General features: G+C 33.4%; 14 protein-coding genes and 1 pseudogene. 2 read left to right on the top strand and 13 right to left on the bottom strand.

Going from position 1 to position 17708, the window contains the following annotated elements; translation table 11 throughout:
* Positions 1–60: 60 nt before the first annotated feature.
* From R6X41_RS03215 to R6X41_RS03185, 7 genes are all read right to left on the bottom strand, one after another.
* Complete coding sequence (locus R6X41_RS03215; RefSeq protein WP_318497393.1) at positions 61–609, bottom strand: RNA polymerase sigma factor; 549 nt, start codon at positions 607–609, stop codon at positions 61–63.
* Positions 600–1712, bottom strand: coding sequence for a glycosyltransferase (locus R6X41_RS03210; protein WP_318497391.1), 1113 nt, complete (start codon positions 1710–1712; stop codon positions 600–602). The genes R6X41_RS03215 and R6X41_RS03210 overlap by 10 nt, the downstream gene beginning before the upstream one ends.
* Positions 1713–1720: 8 nt before the next feature.
* The gene (locus tag R6X41_RS03205) at positions 1721–1924 is read right to left on the bottom strand and encodes a membrane or secreted protein (protein WP_318497389.1); all 204 of its coding nucleotides are present in this window, start codon (positions 1922–1924) and stop codon (positions 1721–1723) included.
* Positions 1925–2082: 158 nt separating this feature from the next.
* Positions 2083–2880, bottom strand: coding sequence for an anti-sigma factor (locus R6X41_RS03200; RefSeq protein ID WP_318497387.1), 798 nt, complete (start codon positions 2878–2880; stop codon positions 2083–2085).
* Between the two features lie 9 nt (positions 2881–2889).
* Positions 2890–3423: an RNA polymerase sigma factor gene (locus R6X41_RS03195; RefSeq protein WP_318497385.1), complete on the bottom strand. Its 534-nt coding sequence runs from the start codon at positions 3421–3423 to the stop codon at positions 2890–2892.
* Positions 3424–3492: 69 nt separating this feature from the next.
* A complete protein-coding gene (gene murB, locus R6X41_RS03190) occupies positions 3493–4506 on the bottom strand; it encodes a UDP-N-acetylmuramate dehydrogenase (protein WP_318497384.1) in 1014 nt (337 codons plus the stop codon).
* Entirely contained in the window at positions 4506–5696 is a 1191-nt protein-coding gene (locus R6X41_RS03185) for a pyridoxal phosphate-dependent aminotransferase (RefSeq protein ID WP_318497382.1), read from the bottom strand. The genes murB and R6X41_RS03185 overlap by 1 nt, the downstream gene beginning before the upstream one ends.
* Before the next feature lie 105 nt (positions 5697–5801).
* Here R6X41_RS03185 and R6X41_RS03180 point away from each other — a divergent pair, with 105 nt between their 5' ends.
* Positions 5802–7115 carry a PDZ domain-containing protein gene (locus R6X41_RS03180; RefSeq protein WP_318497380.1) on the top strand — a complete coding sequence of 438 codons (1314 nt, stop codon included), beginning with the start codon at positions 5802–5804 and terminating at the stop codon, positions 7113–7115.
* An 80-nt stretch (positions 7116–7195) separates the two neighbouring features.
* On the opposite strand, the pseudogene R6X41_RS03175 reads toward R6X41_RS03180, so the two are convergent.
* Both R6X41_RS03175 and R6X41_RS03170 read right to left on the bottom strand, forming a co-directional pair.
* A pseudogene (locus tag R6X41_RS03175) lies at positions 7196–8002 on the bottom strand (M3 family metallopeptidase); the annotation flags it as partial.
* Between the two features lie 189 nt (positions 8003–8191).
* On the bottom strand, positions 8192–8572 hold the full coding sequence (locus R6X41_RS03170) for a DUF1573 domain-containing protein (protein ID WP_318497378.1): 381 nt from the start codon (positions 8570–8572) through the stop codon (positions 8192–8194).
* A gap of 275 nt (positions 8573–8847) precedes the next feature.
* On the opposite strand from R6X41_RS03170, the gene R6X41_RS03165 reads away from it, so the two are divergent.
* Positions 8848–11535, top strand: coding sequence for a valine--tRNA ligase (locus tag R6X41_RS03165; RefSeq protein ID WP_318497786.1), 2688 nt, complete (start codon positions 8848–8850; stop codon positions 11533–11535).
* 484 nt (positions 11536–12019) lie between these two features.
* On the opposite strand, the gene R6X41_RS03160 is transcribed toward R6X41_RS03165, so the two are convergent.
* The 4 genes from R6X41_RS03160 to gcvP form a co-directional block, all read right to left on the bottom strand.
* On the bottom strand, positions 12020–12871 hold the full coding sequence (locus R6X41_RS03160) for a glycosyltransferase family 2 protein (protein WP_318497376.1): 852 nt from the start codon (positions 12869–12871) through the stop codon (positions 12020–12022).
* A gap of 77 nt (positions 12872–12948) precedes the next feature.
* Positions 12949–13476: a class I SAM-dependent methyltransferase gene (locus tag R6X41_RS03155; protein WP_318497374.1), complete on the bottom strand. Its 528-nt coding sequence runs from the start codon at positions 13474–13476 to the stop codon at positions 12949–12951.
* A gap of 29 nt (positions 13477–13505) precedes the next feature.
* Positions 13506–14564, bottom strand: coding sequence for a 3-oxoacyl-ACP synthase III family protein (locus R6X41_RS03150; RefSeq protein WP_318497373.1), 1059 nt, complete (start codon positions 14562–14564; stop codon positions 13506–13508).
* Positions 14565–14674: 110 nt separating this feature from the next.
* Positions 14675–17518, bottom strand: coding sequence for an aminomethyl-transferring glycine dehydrogenase (gene gcvP / locus R6X41_RS03145; RefSeq protein ID WP_318497371.1), 2844 nt, complete (start codon positions 17516–17518; stop codon positions 14675–14677).
* Positions 17519–17708 lie beyond the last annotated feature (190 nt).

Raw genomic sequence — 17708 nt, 5'->3', positions numbered from 1 at the left:
GAATTCTATAAGAATGTAGAGATTATAAGGGAAATAGAATTGGCTTAATCTTATAAAAGATTATTTGTTTTGAATAATTTCAGATAAAAGTTTTTTCGCACGTAGCAATTTTACTTTTACATTATTGATAGGCTCATTAAGTTCTATCGAGATTTCTTTATAAGTTAACTCCTGAAAATAGCGAAGATTAATGACTTCCTGGTAATGGGGCTTCAGTTTTTTGATGTCTCTAAGAAGTTTTGCTAAGTTCTGATCGGTAATAATTTTATCTTCAGCAGAAGGGGATTCATCTAAAACTTGATTAATAACCTTTTCATCTTCATTAGAAATTTGCCTGTAAATAGAGCTTTTTTCCTTCCGAAGTAAATCAATATGAAGGTTTTTAGAAATGGCAATTAACCATGTTTTAAAAACATATTCTTCGTTGTATGTTTCAATCTTATCAAATGCTTTAGAAAACGTTTGTATGGTAATATCTTCTGCATCATTTTCATTTCCGATGCGTTTTAATTGAAATCCGTAAACATCTTCCCAATATCTATGCAGCAGAAAATTAAACGCTTTTTGGTCGTTTTGTTTTGCTTTATATATGGCGCTCTCTATTTCCAAGTATGAGGTTTTGATATCTTATTAGATATAAATATAGTTAATTGTGTAAGAATAACGAAGATTTCCAAGAAAGGGATTAACGGAAGTAAATCTGATTCGTTCAATTTTTTCGCACTTTTTCCCATCACAATCCATTGTACAAGGATGCGTAAAGCAAATAAGCCAACAACAATTTCCCATTTATATAAAAGTGATATTAGAACGATACCAACAATCCAAAACAGAAGTTGCGAAATGTAAAATAATCCCAATAAAAACTTATGAATTTTTTTATAGTGAGACACCGTAGAGACGTGTCTGCGTTTTTGTTTAATCCAAGCGCTAAACGATTTCTTCGGTACAGATTCTGTAATGCTCTCAGGAGTAAAGCAAAGTGCTGTATTTTTGCTTGTGGCCATTTGGTTTACAAACAAATCATCGTCGCCAGAACTCACTTTCATGTGATTTATAAATCCGTTGGCTTCAAAAAACAATGGTTTTGTGTATGCTAAATTACGACCAACACCCATATAAGGCATTCCTAATTTTGCATAAGAGAAATATTGTGAAGCAGTTAAAACGGTTTCAAAACGTATGAGTTTATTGAGAAACGATTTTTTCTCTTTTGAATAAGAACCATAACCTAATACAATAGATTTATTATTGTCGAATGCAGCTGTTATTTCCGAAATCCAAGTATTGGATACAGGTTTGCAATCGGCATCTGTAAAAAGCAAGTGATTGTGTTTTGCGGCTTTTATTCCTAATGTTAGGGCGTATTTTTTGTTGGCCCAAAAGGCTTCAGTATTTTTTACATTAACAATTTTAATGTTGTTGTATTGTTCCGAAAAGTTTTCGAAAACACTTAGAGTGTCATCATGAGATGCATCATTTATTAAAACAACTTCAAAATTTGAATACTCTTGATTTAAGATTGAAGGTAAAAATTGCTTTAAATTTTCTTCTTCATTTTTAGCACATACAATAACAGAGACTGGGATGTCTTTTTTTTGTGGGTGTTCAGATTTTAGAAACGCAAAAGTTCTAAGAAAAATTAAATAATAAAATAACTGTATAAAGACAATTGCTACAAAAATGTAGAAAATAATGTCGAGTGCGACCATGAATGTATTTAAGAGTGTTGAGGTTCGCTACAATCTTTATACTGTTCAGGTGTTTTTCCGCAAAATCCGCAAGATTCACCCGATTTGTTTAACATAGGATTTTGGCTCGCACAAGTACCAGCGAATTTACCATCTTTTTTAGCCCATATTTTTATGGCAATTCCAGCAACTCCTAATCCTAATAAAACTAATGTTATAACAAATAATTTCATAACCGTATATTTAAATCAATAGGTTTTAGCTTAAATGTATACTTATAAAACCTATTTTAATGTAGTGCAAAGGTACTATAATTTAACAAAGAGTGAAAATAAAGTAGGCCTCACTTTAATTAAAAAGTGAGGCCTAAATAGCTTTTAGTTAATTGCGTTTATTCTCTGCTTTTTAAAGAAATTTCTGCAACCGAGTTTTCTAAGGAAGCATTAGTATTTCCTCCTTTTGGTTCGATAGTAATGTTTAATCCTAAAGCGTTTTCTGTATATGGAATAGATTTTAGCTGTCTGTCGGTTTTGTCTAGAATACCTAAATTTACCATTTTACCATTCAATTCAGCCCAAATTTGGTAACATTGTTCTTTTGGTAGTTCGGGTAGCGATACAACATCTATCATAGACGTTTTGTCTTTCGGATTAATGTATGCAACTGTTTTTAAATTTTTCGCTCTGTTATTTCCTTTAATAATATATTTCTGAGTTTCAGGGTTATTTAATTGTTGAAACTGAGCCATAACATTGTCAAGTCTTTGGTTGTTAAGTTGAATATCACTCCTTAAATCGAATATTTCATCAACAACAACTTGGTTTTCTTTTTTCAATTCTAAATTCTGAATAAAAAAGAACGATGAAGCACAAGCAAAAAGGGTAGCAAAAAAACTTGCAGCAATTGCATATCTAAACCAAGCTTTTTGTTTTTTAGGTCGTAACTGAATTACTGGACTCTCATTATCTAAAGTTTTTAGAACAGTATCTAAAACAGAAGAAGGTGCTTCTACTGCGTGATATTTTGACATAATTTCTAAATTATGTTGTAGGGTGTTATATGCATTTTCTGCTTCCGGAAATTTAGAGATATAATTTTCAACTAATTCTCTTTCTTTCGAAGTCGTTTCTCCTATTAGATATTTTTCTAAAAGATCAGAATTTAAAAATGTAGTAATTTTATCATTCATGACTGTAATTTATTCTGGGTCGTAAATCTTTTTCAACTCACGAAGTCCTATTTTTAATCTCGATTTTATTGTGCCTAACGGAATTTCTAATTCGTCGCTAGCCTCTTGCTGTGTCATACCCTCAAAGAAAAGGGCTTTAAGTACAATCTGGTACTTTGGGTCCAAAGACTTTAGGTGTTTTTTAATGTCCATGACATCCTGATTTAAACCTTCAGCCGATAATTTATATACGTTAGAAACTTCAATCTGGATTTCTTTACTTTCTTTATTTGATACCGATCTCACTTTGTCTATTGCAGTATTGTAGGCTATTCTGTATAACCATGTAAATAACTTGGCTTTACTAGGGTCGTAAGACTTGGCTTTTTTCCATACTTTTATAAAACTTTCCTGAAGTACATCCTTGGCTAAATCTTCGTCGGTGATTATTTTAGAAATCACACCTAAAAGCGTATCCGCATAGTGCTGGTATAGTAAAGCGATGGCTTTTTTATCCCCATGCTTTAATAGTCCAACAATCTCTTGTTCAATAGGTGCGATCAAAATAATTGCTTTTAGTTAGTTTAATTACAATGTGTTGTAATTAACCAAAGTTATATAAATTATTGCGAATTATAAGATATTAACTTCTGATTCAATACTAATATTGAAGATTCTTTGAATTGTTTGCTGAATTATTTCAGAAAGTTTCAATATTTCGTAACCTGTAGCTCCGCCATAATTTACTAAAACTAAAGCTTGATTTTTATGAACACCATAATTTCCTAAACGCTTTCCTTTAAAGCCTGCTTTTTCAATAAGCCAACCCGCAGGAATTTTAACTTCGGTTTCCGAAACGGGATAACTAGGAAGGTCAGGAAACTGATTTAGTAAATGTAGATAGATAGATTTTTCTACAACTGGATTTTTAAAAAAACTGCCGCTGTTTCCTATTTCTTTTGGGTTTGGTAACTTGCTTTTTCGAATAGCAATAACAGCATTAGAAACCTCTTGAATAGTAGGTTCTGTTACTTTCATGGCTTCTAACTCGGCGATAATAGCACCGTAATTGGTGTGTAGTATATGGTTTTTTGTGCTTAACTTAAAAGTTACCGAAGTAATTATATATTGACCTTTAGCATGTTGTTTAAAAATGGAATTTCTATATCCAAAGTCACATTGGTCTTTATTGAAAGTCGTTATGGTTTTAGTTTCTAGATTGATGGCCTCACAAGATTCAAAAGTATCTTTAAGTTCCACGCCATAAGCTCCAATGTTTTGAATAGGGGAGGTGCCCACATTCCCTGGAATTAATGACATATTTTCTAATCCGCCATAATCATGGGCTAACGTCCAAAGTACAAACTCGTGCCAATTTTCGCCAGCATTTGCTTTTACTAAAACGCTATTATCAGTTTCAGAAATAACCGAAATCCCTTTTAAATTGATAAGAATAACTAAAGCATCAATATTTTTAGTCAATAAAATATTACTTCCACCACCTAAAACAAATTTCTCAGGATACTCTTGAAGCGCTAAAACCGCTTGTAGTTCTTCAAGAGTAGATATTGTTACAAAATGATTTGCAACAACATCTATTCCAAAAGTATTGTAGGGTTTTAAAGATACATTGTGTTGTATATTCACTAGTCTTTGTAAACTTTTAAAGCTTCTTTTAAAAGGTAAACAGCCTTAATTAAACTTTCTTTATTTAAAACGTAAGCAATTCTAATCTGATTTAACCCCATGTTTGGGGTAGAGTAGAACCCCGCAGCAGGAGCAACCATTACGGTTTCTTTATCGATATCAAACTCTTCTAACAACCATTTTGCAAAGTTGTCGGCATTTTTAATTGGAAGTTCAACAATGCAATAAAATGCACCTTTTGGTACTCCGATTTTAACACCATCAATTTTTTCTAATTCTGAAATTAAAGTGTTTCTACGTCCTAAATATTCCGTTTTTACTTCGTCGAAATAACTTTGAGGTGTGTCTAATGCAGCTTCACTTGCAATTTGTGCTAATGTTGGTGGACTTAATCTTGCTTGAGCGAATTTTAAAGCTGTTTTTATAACGGCTTTGTTTTTAGACACAAGGCATCCAATTCTAGCGCCACACATACTGTAACGTTTCGAAACTGAATCTATCATTATCGCATAGTCTTCTAAACCATCAATAGACATTATAGAATGATGTTCTACACCGTCGTAAGTAAACTCTCTGTAAACCTCGTCTGCAATTAAAAATAAATCGTGTTTCTTAACTAAATCAGCCAACTGAAGAATTTCTTCTTTAGAATATAAATATCCTGTTGGATTTCCAGGATTACAAATTAATATGGCTTTTGTTTTAGGAGTAATTAATTTCTCGAATTCTGAAATTGGAGGTAATGCGAAATTATCTTCAATTTTAGAAATAACAGGAATCACCTTTACTCCAGAAGCTGTAGAGAATCCGTTGTAATTTGCATAGAAAGGTTCGGGGATAATAATTTCATCATCCGTATCCATAATGCTTCCAAAAGCAAAAAGTAACGCTTCACTTCCTCCTGTAGTGACAATAATATCGTCGTGTTTAACTTCAATATTATTTTTATGATAGTAATTCGCAATCTTAGTTCTGTACTGTTCAGACCCTTCAGAACGCGAGTATTCTATGGTTGTTAATGTGTTGTTTCTAACCGCTTCTAATGCGATTTCGGGAGTTTTAATATCAGGTTGCCCAATATTTAAATGATAAACTTTTTTCCCGGCTTTGTATGCTTTTTCAGAGTAAGGAACCAATTTACGAATTGGAGATTCGGGCATGTTTTTGCCTTTGTTAGATATTCTTGGCATAGTATAAAATTTATATTACAAAGTTGATGAATTTTCCTAGAAAGGTCTAATAATGATGTTATAAAAATAAAATCGTAAATTATAAGGTGTAAATTTTACGAATAGATGAAAAACTTTTGCTTTTTTTTGCTTTTTATGCTTTGCGGAAGTCTGATAGGGTTTTCTCAAACTAATTTTAGGCTTCAGAATAATAAGAAGTCAGATAAAGTACGCTTTAAACTCATCAATAATTTAATTATAATTCCGGTAGAAATTAACCACGTAGAATTATCTTTTATTTTAGATACAGGTGTGTCTAAACCTATAGTATTCAGTTTTTTAAATCAACAAGATACGCTGCAAATTAATAATACTGAAGCTTACATTTTACGAGGACTTGGTGAAGGCGAATCGTTTGAAGCTTTAAAGTCTAAAAACAATTTTTTTAAAATTGGTGAGGCTATTAATTTAAATCAAGATATGTATGCGATTCACGACGCGAATTTAAATTTTACGCCTCAATTAGGGATTTCAATACATGGGATTATAGGTTTCGATTTGTTTAAAGATTTTGTTGTCGAAATAAATTATGCTGCACGCTATATTAAATTGCACGATCCTGAAACATATTCGTATGATGAATGCGATGCATGCGAAATAGTAAATTTAGAATTTTATAATAATAAACCCTATTTAAATGCAGAAGTTAAGATACACGATAAGATTGTTCCTGTAAAATTATTAATAGATTCCGGAGGAAGTGATGCGTTATGGATTTTTGAAGATGTGGCATTGGACTTATATGAAGATGAAAATTATTTTATCGATTTTTTAGGAAACGGACTTAGTGGAAGTGTGTATGGTAAACGGGCTAAAGTACAAGAGTTTATTTTAAAGTCGTTTACATTAAAATCGGTTAATGTCGCTTTTCCAGATTCTACAGCCATACAGTTGGCCAAACGTGTAAAGGATAGAAACGGAAGTATTTCTGGAAATATATTAAAGCGATTCAATTTAATTGTAGATTACAGGAAGGCGCGATTAACATTAAAAAAGAATAAATTTTATAGTGATCCGTTTAGTTATAATAAAAGCGGGATAGAGTTAGAGCATCTCGGTGAATTGATGGTTGCTGCAAACGATGATCATTTTTCTGGTAAACGTATAAATATAGATGTTGCATTGTCTCCAAGTTATAATTTTAAATTGAAGCCAGCTTTTACAATTGTAGAAATACGTGAAGGTTCTCCTGCAGAACGTGCAGGACTATTAATAGGCGATGTTGTTTTAACTGTGAATAATAGACAAACACATCAACATAAAATACATGAAATTATTCATTTGTTTTATGGCTCTGATGGAGAAGGTATAAACCTAACTGTAGATAGAAACGGATTTATTTTAAAGTTTATGTTTCGATTAGAATCACCTCTTAAATAAACTAGTCCCAATAAACTGAGTTTAAATTGGGACTAGTTGTTTCTCGATTTATCTGTAAAATAGATTTTGATTATCCGTTGTTATTGCACCGGAAATCCGCGATCTTTCATTAGAGCTTCTATTTTTGCATCACGACTTCTAAACTGTATATAGGCATCTGCAGGGTCTACAGCGTTTCTCGGGGCAAATAAATATTTGACTAATTTATCGGCTACGTCCTTGTCGTAAAACCCACCTTCAGATTCTTGAAAAGCTTCAGAAGCATCACTTGTTAAAACATCTGCCCACATATAACCGTAATACGCCGTAGCATAGCCTTCTCCTGAAAACACATGGCCAAATTGAGGTGTTCTGTGACGCATCGGTAATTCTTTAGGCATTCCTAATTCATCTAAGGTTTCACGTTCAAAAGCATCAACATCAATATTTGAAGGATCTGCTAAGTGAATTTTCATATCAATTAAAGCAGACGCTAAATATTCTGTGGTCTCAAATCCTTGATTAAATGTAGCCGCTTTCTTTATCTTTTCAACTAAACTCGCAGGAATGGGTTCTCCAGTTTCATAATGCACTAAATAGTTATTTATCACTTGGTCTGTAGATAACCAACGCTCTAATAATTGAGATTGGAATTCTGTGTAATCTCTAACACCTCCATTTAATGTTGGGTATTGTACATCGGCTGAAAAGAAATGTAAGGCATGACCAAATTCATGGAAAAAAGTAATAGCATCGTCCCAAGAGACTAAAACAGCTTCGCCAGGTGCAGGTTTTACAAAATTAGAATTGTTAGACGCTAATACATTCGTTTTACCATCAAAAGATGTTGAGCTTCTATAGGTCGTAGCCCAAACTCCGGAACGTTTTCCTTGACGTGCATAAGGATCTTTTTGTCAATGAAAAAATGAACATTTAATAATAATAATATTTAGGACACGATTGATGTTAAAACGATTACGTGTAGATAAGCAGAATACCTATAAAAGATGGAATGATAAATTGAATCAAAATAAAACCCCTTGAGCGTGAACTCAAGGGGTTTTGTAAAAGTATAAAGTTGAATATAATATTCCGTTTTATTTTGTTGTACTAGGGTCAATAACTTCTCCTTTTATTTTTAAAGCTACAGTTGGTGTTTCTGCGTTAGAAATAACAGTAATTGTTTTTCTAATAGGCATCACTCGGTTTGTATCGTATTTTACTGAAATCTCTCCAGTTTTACCAGGCATAATAGGTTCTTCTGGTTTTTTAGGCACTGTACAGCCACAACTAGATGTTACATTAGAAATAATAAGTGGTTCATTACCAGTATTTGTAAATTCAAATACGCGTACCCCGTTTGCTCCTTTGTCAATCGTACCGTAGTCTATAGTATCCGATTTAAATTCAATTTTAGCTTGTGCTTGAATAGTGAAACTTATTAATCCGATAAATAAAATAGTTATAAGTTGTTTCATGATTAAGTGTTTTTAAATTTAGTGTAAACGTAAATACTTTTTATTCATTATGCAAAATTTTGCGTTATAGATTCGGCATTAACATTATATTAAGGTTTCTAAATCTATAAACTCACAATATAATTTCACATCAAAAGAAATATAAGTACTTTTGCATCTTATATTCAAAAACTATTCCAAAGTGATAAAATCAACTTAAAATAATAGATCTAAACGACTATTAATTAGATTTTAATTTTTCACTTCAAGCAATACAAAGATTCAAAATTATGCAGATGGATATTCCTTCAAAATATGATGCAAATTCAGTAGAAAGTAAGTGGTACGATTACTGGATGAAACACAATTATTTTCATTCAACACCAGACGAAAGAGAACCGTATACTATTGTTATCCCACCACCAAACGTAACAGGAGTGTTACATATGGGACACATGTTAAACAATACAATTCAAGATGTGTTGGTGCGTCATGCACGTTTATTAGGTAAAAATGCATGTTGGGTCCCTGGAACAGATCACGCATCTATCGCTACAGAAGCAAAAGTAGTTGCGAAGTTAAAGGAACAAGGGATTGATAAAAATGATTTGACTCGCGATGAATTTTTAGCGCATGCTTGGGAGTGGACAGAAGAATACGGCGGAGTAATCCTAGAACAACTTAAAAAATTAGGATGTTCTTGCGACTGGGATAGAACGAAATTTACAATGGACGACGATATGTCTGAAGCTGTAATAAAAGTGTTTGTCGATTTACATAACAAAGGCTTAATTTATCGAGGTTACCGTATGGTAAACTGGGATCCAGAAGCGCAAACGACCTTGTCTGACGAAGAAGTGATTCACGAAGAACGTCAAGGGAACTTATATTATATTAAATATAAAATCCTATCCCCAACCCTTTCCGAAGGAAAGGGAGAAAATTCTCCTCCTTTGGAGGAGTTAGAGGAGGAATACTTAACGATTGCGACAACACGTCCTGAAACTATTTTCGGAGATACTGCAATTTGTATTAATCCGAACGATGAGCGTTTTACACATTTAAAAGGAAAGAAAGCGATTGTGCCAATTTCTAATCGTGTGGTACCTATTATAGAAGATGAATATGTCGATTTAGAATTTGGAACAGGATGTTTAAAAGTAACACCTGCTCACGATGAAAATGATAAGAATTTAGGAGATAAGCATAATTTAGAGGTGATCGATATCTTTAATGCTGATGCAACTTTAAATAGTTTCGGATTGCAGTTCCAAGGTCAAGATCGTTTTGAAGCTAGAAAAACTGTAGCAAAAGAACTTGAAGCTTTAGGTGTTTTAGTTAAAACGGAAACACATATAAATAAAGTAGGAACTTCAGAAAGAACAAAAGCAGTTATCGAACCACGATTAAGCGACCAATGGTTCTTGAAAATGGAAGATTTAGTAAAACCAGCTATCGAAGCCGTTTTAGGTGAAAATGCTGAAATTAAATTATTTCCAAAGAAATTTGAAAATACCTACAGACATTGGTTAGAGAATATCCGCGATTGGAATATCTCTCGTCAGTTATTATGGGGGCAACAAATTCCTGCATATTTCTATGGCGATGGAAAAGAAGATTTTGTAGTTGCAGAATCTATTGAAAAAGCAGTAGAATTAGCAAAACAAAAAACTAACAACCAACAACTAACTACCAGCGATCTTACGCAAGATACCGATGCTTTAGATACGTGGTTCTCATCTTGGTTGTGGCCAATGAGTGTGTTCGACGGGATTCGTAATCCTGAAAACGAAGACATAAAATACTATTATCCAACTAACGATTTAGTAACCGGACCAGATATTTTATTTTTCTGGGTTGCTAGAATGATTATTGCCGGTTACGAGTATAAGGATGAAAGACCATTTAATAATGTGTATTTAACAGGTCTGGTTCGTGATAAGCAACGTCGTAAAATGAGTAAATCTTTAGGAAACTCGCCTGATGCTCTTAAATTAATCAAGGATTATAGTGCAGATGGTGTTCGTGTTGGACTATTATTAAGTAGTGCAGCTGGAAACGATTTAATGTTCGACGAAACGCTTTGCCAACAAGGGAAAGGTTTTGGAAATAAGATTTGGAACGCATTTAACTTAACTAATTTATGGGAAGTTAGTGATGCTATCGAACAACCACAGTCTAGTAAAATAGCCTTAGAATGGTACGAAGCGAAATTTCAAGATGCATTGGTAGAGATAGAAGATCACTTTAGTAAATACCGTTTAAGCGATGCTTTAATGAGTATTTATAAATTGATTTACGATGATTTCTGCGGATGGTTATTAGAAATTGTAAAACCTGCGTATCAGCAACCAATCGATGTTAAAACGTATAATAGTGTAATGGCTCGTTTCGAGGATAACTTAAAAATTCTTCATCCGTTTATGCCATTTTTAACTGAAGATATTTGGCAATATATTGCTGAACGAACTCCAGAAGAAGCATTAATCGTTGCAAAATGGCCAGAAGCTAAACCTATAAATAAAGAATTAATTTCTCAATTTGAATTTGCTTCTGAAGTGATATCTGGAATTAGAACAGTGCGTAAAGAAAAAAATATTGCGTTTAAAGATGCGATTGGTTTTTCTGCAATCAATAACGAAAAAGTAAATATTGCTTTTGATGCTGTAATTTCAAAATTAGGAAATCTAGAAGCTATCCAATATGTGTCTGAACCAGTTGAAGGCGCATTGACGTTTAGAGTAAAATCTAATGAGTATTTTATTCCTATGGAAGGCGCGATAGATGTTGAAGCTGAAATTATTAAACTTTCTGAAGAATTAAAATACACTGAAGGCTTTTTGAAATCTGTTCAAAAGAAATTATCTAACGAACGTTTTGTAGCAGGTGCACCAGAGCAGGTAATAACAAACGAACGTAAAAAAGAGTCAGATGCTTTAGCTAAAATTGAAACCATTAAATCGAGTTTAGCAAGTTTGAAATAAACACTTGACTCTAAATTTATTTTAGAGTTTCATCATAAAGAAAGAAACACCTCAGCAGATTTTGTTGAGGTGTTTTTTTATGTTTAATTCTGAATTTGCTTTCGTTTCGTCAACCTGAACTCAATTCAGGTTCTCATTATTAGAAATGGTTTAGCTTGTTGTGTGATGCTGAAATAAATTCAGCATGACGTTGTGGGTTCTAATTTTGCTTAAGTCTAGATTTTTCGTAAACCTGAACGCGTTTAAAGTTTTCATTATTAGAAATGGTTTAGTTTGTTGTGTGATGCTGAAAAAAGTTCAGCAAGTCGTTGTGAATTCTAATATTTGGTTTTATTCAATACTCGTCACTCTGAATTTATTTATTCATCCTTTTATATTTTAATCTTAAGTATTCATGCATCTGCGATGTCAGAGTCTCATTCTTTAGAAAAGATAAAAGTTGTTATTAATATCAAATTATTTTACCCAAAACCCAAAACCAGTTTCATAATCCAAACTTCTTCAGCATACCATCCCAACGTAATTTTCTAATAAAATCACCTTGTTCGGGTGAAACCAATGGTTCAACGTTTTCCTTTTTAGCCTTAAAATACCCCGACATATAATCATTAAAAAGAGACAAATTCTTTTTCTTCATTGCAAGTTTAAGAGCCGAAATAGCAGTAATCGAAAAGCCATAACGCATTTTGTACATGGCTTCTCCTTGCATGTATTTCGAGCTTTTATTATAACTCGCTCCTGTAGGTTTTAAGTGTTTTACGTGTAAAGATTCATCAGTTAGAATCTCCCAATGATAATATTTCGCGAGTAATTCATCTATGGTGTCCCAGCCCATAGCAGGTTTTAATTTGCCAATATCTAGAAAACATTCTTTTCTATAGGCTTTCAGTGCACCACGAATATGGTCTTTATTGGTTAAATTTTCTAAAATCCAATTTTCATCGGTTTTAATATAACAAAACCCAGCAGCCATGCCTAGCTTCGGATTTACTTTAAAATGATTAGAAATTGTTTCTAAATAGTTTTTAGGAAAGATTAAATCGGCATCAAATTTACATATGATGTCGTAGTTGTAATCTAAAGTTTCGTATCCTTTATAAAATGCATTTATGATTTTTGAACCCGGTAAATGTTTATCTGAAGATTGTACGTTCACGATAGAAATCCAAGGATGTTTTTCGATATACGATTCTACAATATTTTGTGTTTCATCAGAAGAATGATCATTTACTATAACTAGCTGTTTTGGTAAGAATGTTTGATTGGTTAAAGATTCTAAAGTACGACCAATAGAATCGGCTTCGTTATGCGCGGGAATAATGATGTAAAAATTCATATTGTAAAATTCAATATTAAAAATTCAAAACCCAATGTTTTAAGGTAGAAGTTTAATTAAATTCTATAGATTTCATCTTATTTCGAAATCCTTTCAGCATAAACAATATAATAACGTGGTGTAAAACGTCTGAGAATAGGACGTATTCCAATTTTATTTGCTGGATTAGTCCATTTATGACGTGCTTTAATTTCCCAACCTGCTTTTTCAAGTAACCAATCGAACTGCCAATCTTCAAACTCGTGGTAATGTCTATCACGCATATCTGTCTTGCTTCTGTAAGCTTGAGCAAACCAAAGTTTAAGCGGAACACTAGCAACCAATTTATCAGACTTAATATCTTTTAAAACCGTAAAAGGCGATAGTAAATGTTCTAATATTTCAAATGCTGTAACCACATCTGCAGTCGCGTTTTTTAAAGCTGAAGTGTCGATATCTAAATCTTCACCAGAGGTGTTTTTAACTTTAAAACCGTGTGCTTCCATTACTTTAGTAAATGGATTTACGACACCTAAATCTAAAAGTTTTGATTCTTTCTGGACGTGCTTTTCTAAGAATTCAATCGTATTTTTATAACGCTTATGCGGAAAATGACTTTCGTACATGCTGTTCTTTTTCCGCTTAAGCGGTAGTTTTAATATTTGTAAACAATAGCATTAATGTGCATTCCTGCACCAACGCTTGCAAATATAATAACATCGCCTTTGTTAAGACTATGATTTTTTAATTTATTGTGTCTAACCATATCGAAAAGAGTAGGCACTGTAGCTACCGAACTGTTTCCTAAATTTCCGATGCTCATTGGCATAATATATTCAGGAATTGGTGTTTTGAATAAACGGTAGAAGCGTTTTAAAATGGCATCGTCCATTTTTTCGTTAGCCTGATGAATAAATATTTTCTTAACCTCTTTTATGTCTACACCACTAGTGTCCAAAGCAGCTTTCATTGCTGCAGGAACATGTGTTAATGAAAATTCGTAAATTTTACGACCATCCATTTTAATGTATTTTATCTTAGAATCGATGTCTTTATTATACGATTTTCCGAAGGATAAATAGAATGCTTCATCTAAAGTATGACTCTCTGTAATATGGGTTAAAATCCCAGTATCATCATCTGTAGCTTCAAGAATACAAGCACCGGCACCATCAGAAAAAATCATGGCATCACGATCGTGTTTGTCAATAACTCTAGAGAGTGTTTCCGAACCTATTATTAAACAACGTTTTGCTATCCCCGATTTTATAAAAGCTTGTGCTTGAATAACACCTTCAATCCAACCTGGACAACCAAACATTAAGTCGTAAGCAACACATTTCGGGTTTTTAATACGAAGTAAATGTTTAACTCGCGCTCCAAGTCCTGGAACGGTATCGCTTTGTGAGGTTCCAAACTCTACATCACCAAAATTGTGAGCAAAAATAATGTAATCTATAGTTTCTGGATCGATGTTCGCATTGGCTATTGCTTTTTGAGCAGCAAAAAAACCGATGTCTGAAGACTTGAATTCTTCTTTAATATAACGACGTTCAGAAATCCCTGTTATGGATTTAAATTTATCAATTATGACAGTGTTGTCATTTTCGAAGCTAGTTCCATCATTATTGAGGAAAGAATGATTAAGAAAATCATCGTTTGTTTGAACAGTAGAAGGTATGTAACTTCCTGTTCCTGTGATCTTTGTGTTCATTAAAAAAATATTGCCTTTATAGCATGTTTTATCTTTATGAAGATAGTTACAATAACTATAAAGGCAATATTTATTTAGAAGTAATTTACGATGTCCAAAACACGGTTTTGTTACATGTAATCTTCAATAGGAGCACATGTACATATTAAATTTCTGTCACCAAAAGCATCATCTACACGACGTACGGTTGGCCAAAATTTATTATCGCGAACATACTCTAAAGGGAATGCTGCTGTTTCTCTAGTGTAAGGAAAATCCCATATGCTAGATGTAAGCATCTCCAGAGTATGTGGTGAGTTTTTAAGTACGTTATTTGGTTCGTCTTTAGATGCAGCGTCTATTTCTTTTTTAATTGAAATTAATGCATCACAAAAACGATCCATTTCTTGTTTGCTTTCACTTTCTGTAGGTTCAATCATTAAGGTACCTGCAACAGGGAATGATACTGTTGGAGCGTGGAAACCGTAATCCATTAAACGTTTTGCAATATCTGTAACTTCTATACCATTTTCTTTAAATGGTCTACAGTCTACAATCATTTCGTGAGCTGCACGTCCGCATTCACCAGAATATAAAGTATCAAACTGCCCTTGTAAACGACTCTTGATGTAGTTAGCGTTTAATATGGCTGCTTTTGTAGAGTCTTCCAGTCCTTTTGTTCCAAGCATTTTAATATAACCATAAGAAATTAAACAAACTAAAGACGACCCAAAAGGTGCCGCAGAAATTGATTTAATTGCTTGTTCTCCACCAGTTTTAATTACTGGGTTTCCTGGTAAGAAAGGAACTAATTGTTTAGCAACACAAATTGGCCCAACTCCAGGTCCACCACCTCCATGAGGAATAGCAAATGTTTTGTGTAGGTTTAAGTGACAAACATCTGCGCCAATGTTCCCAGGATTTGTTAATCCTACTTGCGCATTCATGTTCGCACCGTCCATATAAACTTGTCCGCCGTTATCGTGAATAATTTTAGTAATTTCTTTAATAGCAGATTCATAAACACCGTGGGTAGATGGATAAGTTACCATTAAACAAGCTAAATTGTCTTTGTGTAATTCTGCTTTTTCACGTAAATCGTCGACATCAATATTTCCTTCTGCAGTCGATTTTGTTACAACCACTTTCATTCCTGCCATAACCGCACTTGCTGGGTTTGTACCGTGTGCAGATGATGGAATTAAACAAATATTTCTGTGATTATCGTCGCGAGATTCATGATATGCTTTTATAACCATTAAGCCAGCATATTCACCTTGTGCACCAGAATTAGGTTGTAAAGATGTTGCTGCAAAACCTGTAATTTCGGTTAATTGGTCTTCTAATGCTTTTAGCATGGTTTGGTATCCTTGTGCTTGGGCTATAGGAGCAAAAGGGTGAATACCTCCCCAATTTGGTGAACTTAAAGGCAGCATTTCTGAAGCGGCATTTAATTTCATGGTACAAGATCCTAAAGAAATCATTGAATGATTTAATGATAAATCTTTACGCTCTAGCTTTTTTATATAACGCATTAATTCCGTTTCTGAATGGTGCGTGTTAAATACATCCGATGTTAAAAAAGGAGATGTACGTTGTAAATTTTCATTAATATTATTGGATTCAGAAAGGGTTTCAATTACAATTGGTTCTGCTTCTACAGTTTTAGCAAAAATTGAAATGATATCATTTATATCTGAAATAGATGTAGTTTCATTTATAGAAATGGTAACAGCATCTGCATGAGGATAGAAAAAGTTAATACTTTTTGTTTCTGCAAGAGCTTTGATTTCTTCAGCATCTGCTTCAATATTTAAGGTATCGAAAAAGGTGTCGTTATTTTGTTTAAATCCGATAGATTTTAAAGATTCTGATAATGTAGACGCTTTATCGTGAATTGTATTTGCTATAAATGCTAAACCTTTTGGTCCGTGATATACGGCATACATCCCAGCCATAACTGCTAATAAAACTTGGGCAGTACAGATGTTAGAGGTTGCTTTATCACGTTTAATGTGTTGCTCACGTGTTTGTAATGCCATACGTAAAGCACGGTTTCCATTTACATCTTTAGTAACACCAATAATACGACCTGGAAGATCGCGTTTGTAAGCTTGTTTCGTTGCAAAATAAGCAGCATGAGGTCCGCCGTAACCCATCGGTACTCCAAAACGTTGCGTCGTTCCAACAACCACATCTGCACCGAATTTACCCGGAGCTTCAAGTTTTACTAAACTTAAAATGTCTGCTGCAACGGCTACTTTAATGTTAGCTGCAATTGCTTTTTCAATAAATGTTTTGATGTCACTTACTAATCCGTCTTTACCTGGATATTGAAGAATAGCTCCAAAGAATTCCGAAGAGAAGTCAAAAGTTGTTTCATCGCCAATTACTAATTCAATTCCAATCGGATTTGAACGGCTTTGTAATAAGGCTAAAGTTTGAGGTAAAATGGCATCGGAAACAAAGAATTTGTTAACACCATTTTTTTTCTGAGCACGATCGCGAACAGCAAATAACAGACTCATAGCTTCGGCTGCTGCGGTACTTTCATCTAAAAGTGATGCATTTGCAATTTCCATTCCCGTAAGATCGGTAATCATGGTTTGGAAATTCAATAATGCTTCTAATCGGCCTTGTGCAATTTCTGCTTGATATGGTGTGTACGCTGTATACCAACCTGGGTTTTCCAATATGTTTCGTTGAATAACAGCTGGCAAAATAGTTGGGTGATACCCTAAACCAATATATGATTTGAAAATTTGATTTTGTTTTGATAACTCATTAATGTGAGTTAAGTATTCGTGCTCTGTCATTGGCGCATCTAAGTTAAGAGGCTTTTTTAGGCGGATACCATCAGGAAGAGTTTCGTAAATAAGTTGATCTAAACTGTCTACACCAATTGTATTTAACATTTGGCTTTGGTCCGCTTCTCTAGGACCAATATGACGCAGTGAGAAAGCATTTGTATTCATTAAAGTATAATTGTGTTTTGCGGCGCAAAAGTACGGAATTTAGAATGTACTGTTGGTACGATTTTTTAAAGAATTTACTGAAACTACAGCGTTAACTATAGTTTATTTATTTTTGCTGAATGACAATATTAGAAAAGCTCTTCAAATTTTATCTCAACTCCAGTATTCATGTGGCTTTATCTGTCTTTGC

Origin of the sequence: Formosa sejongensis (assembly GCF_033447105.1) — a bacterium.
Lineage (GTDB): Bacteria > Bacteroidota > Bacteroidia > Flavobacteriales > Flavobacteriaceae > Formosa.
Note: the sequence above shows the minus strand (reverse complement) of the source record. Positions and strands in the feature narration are given on the sequence as shown.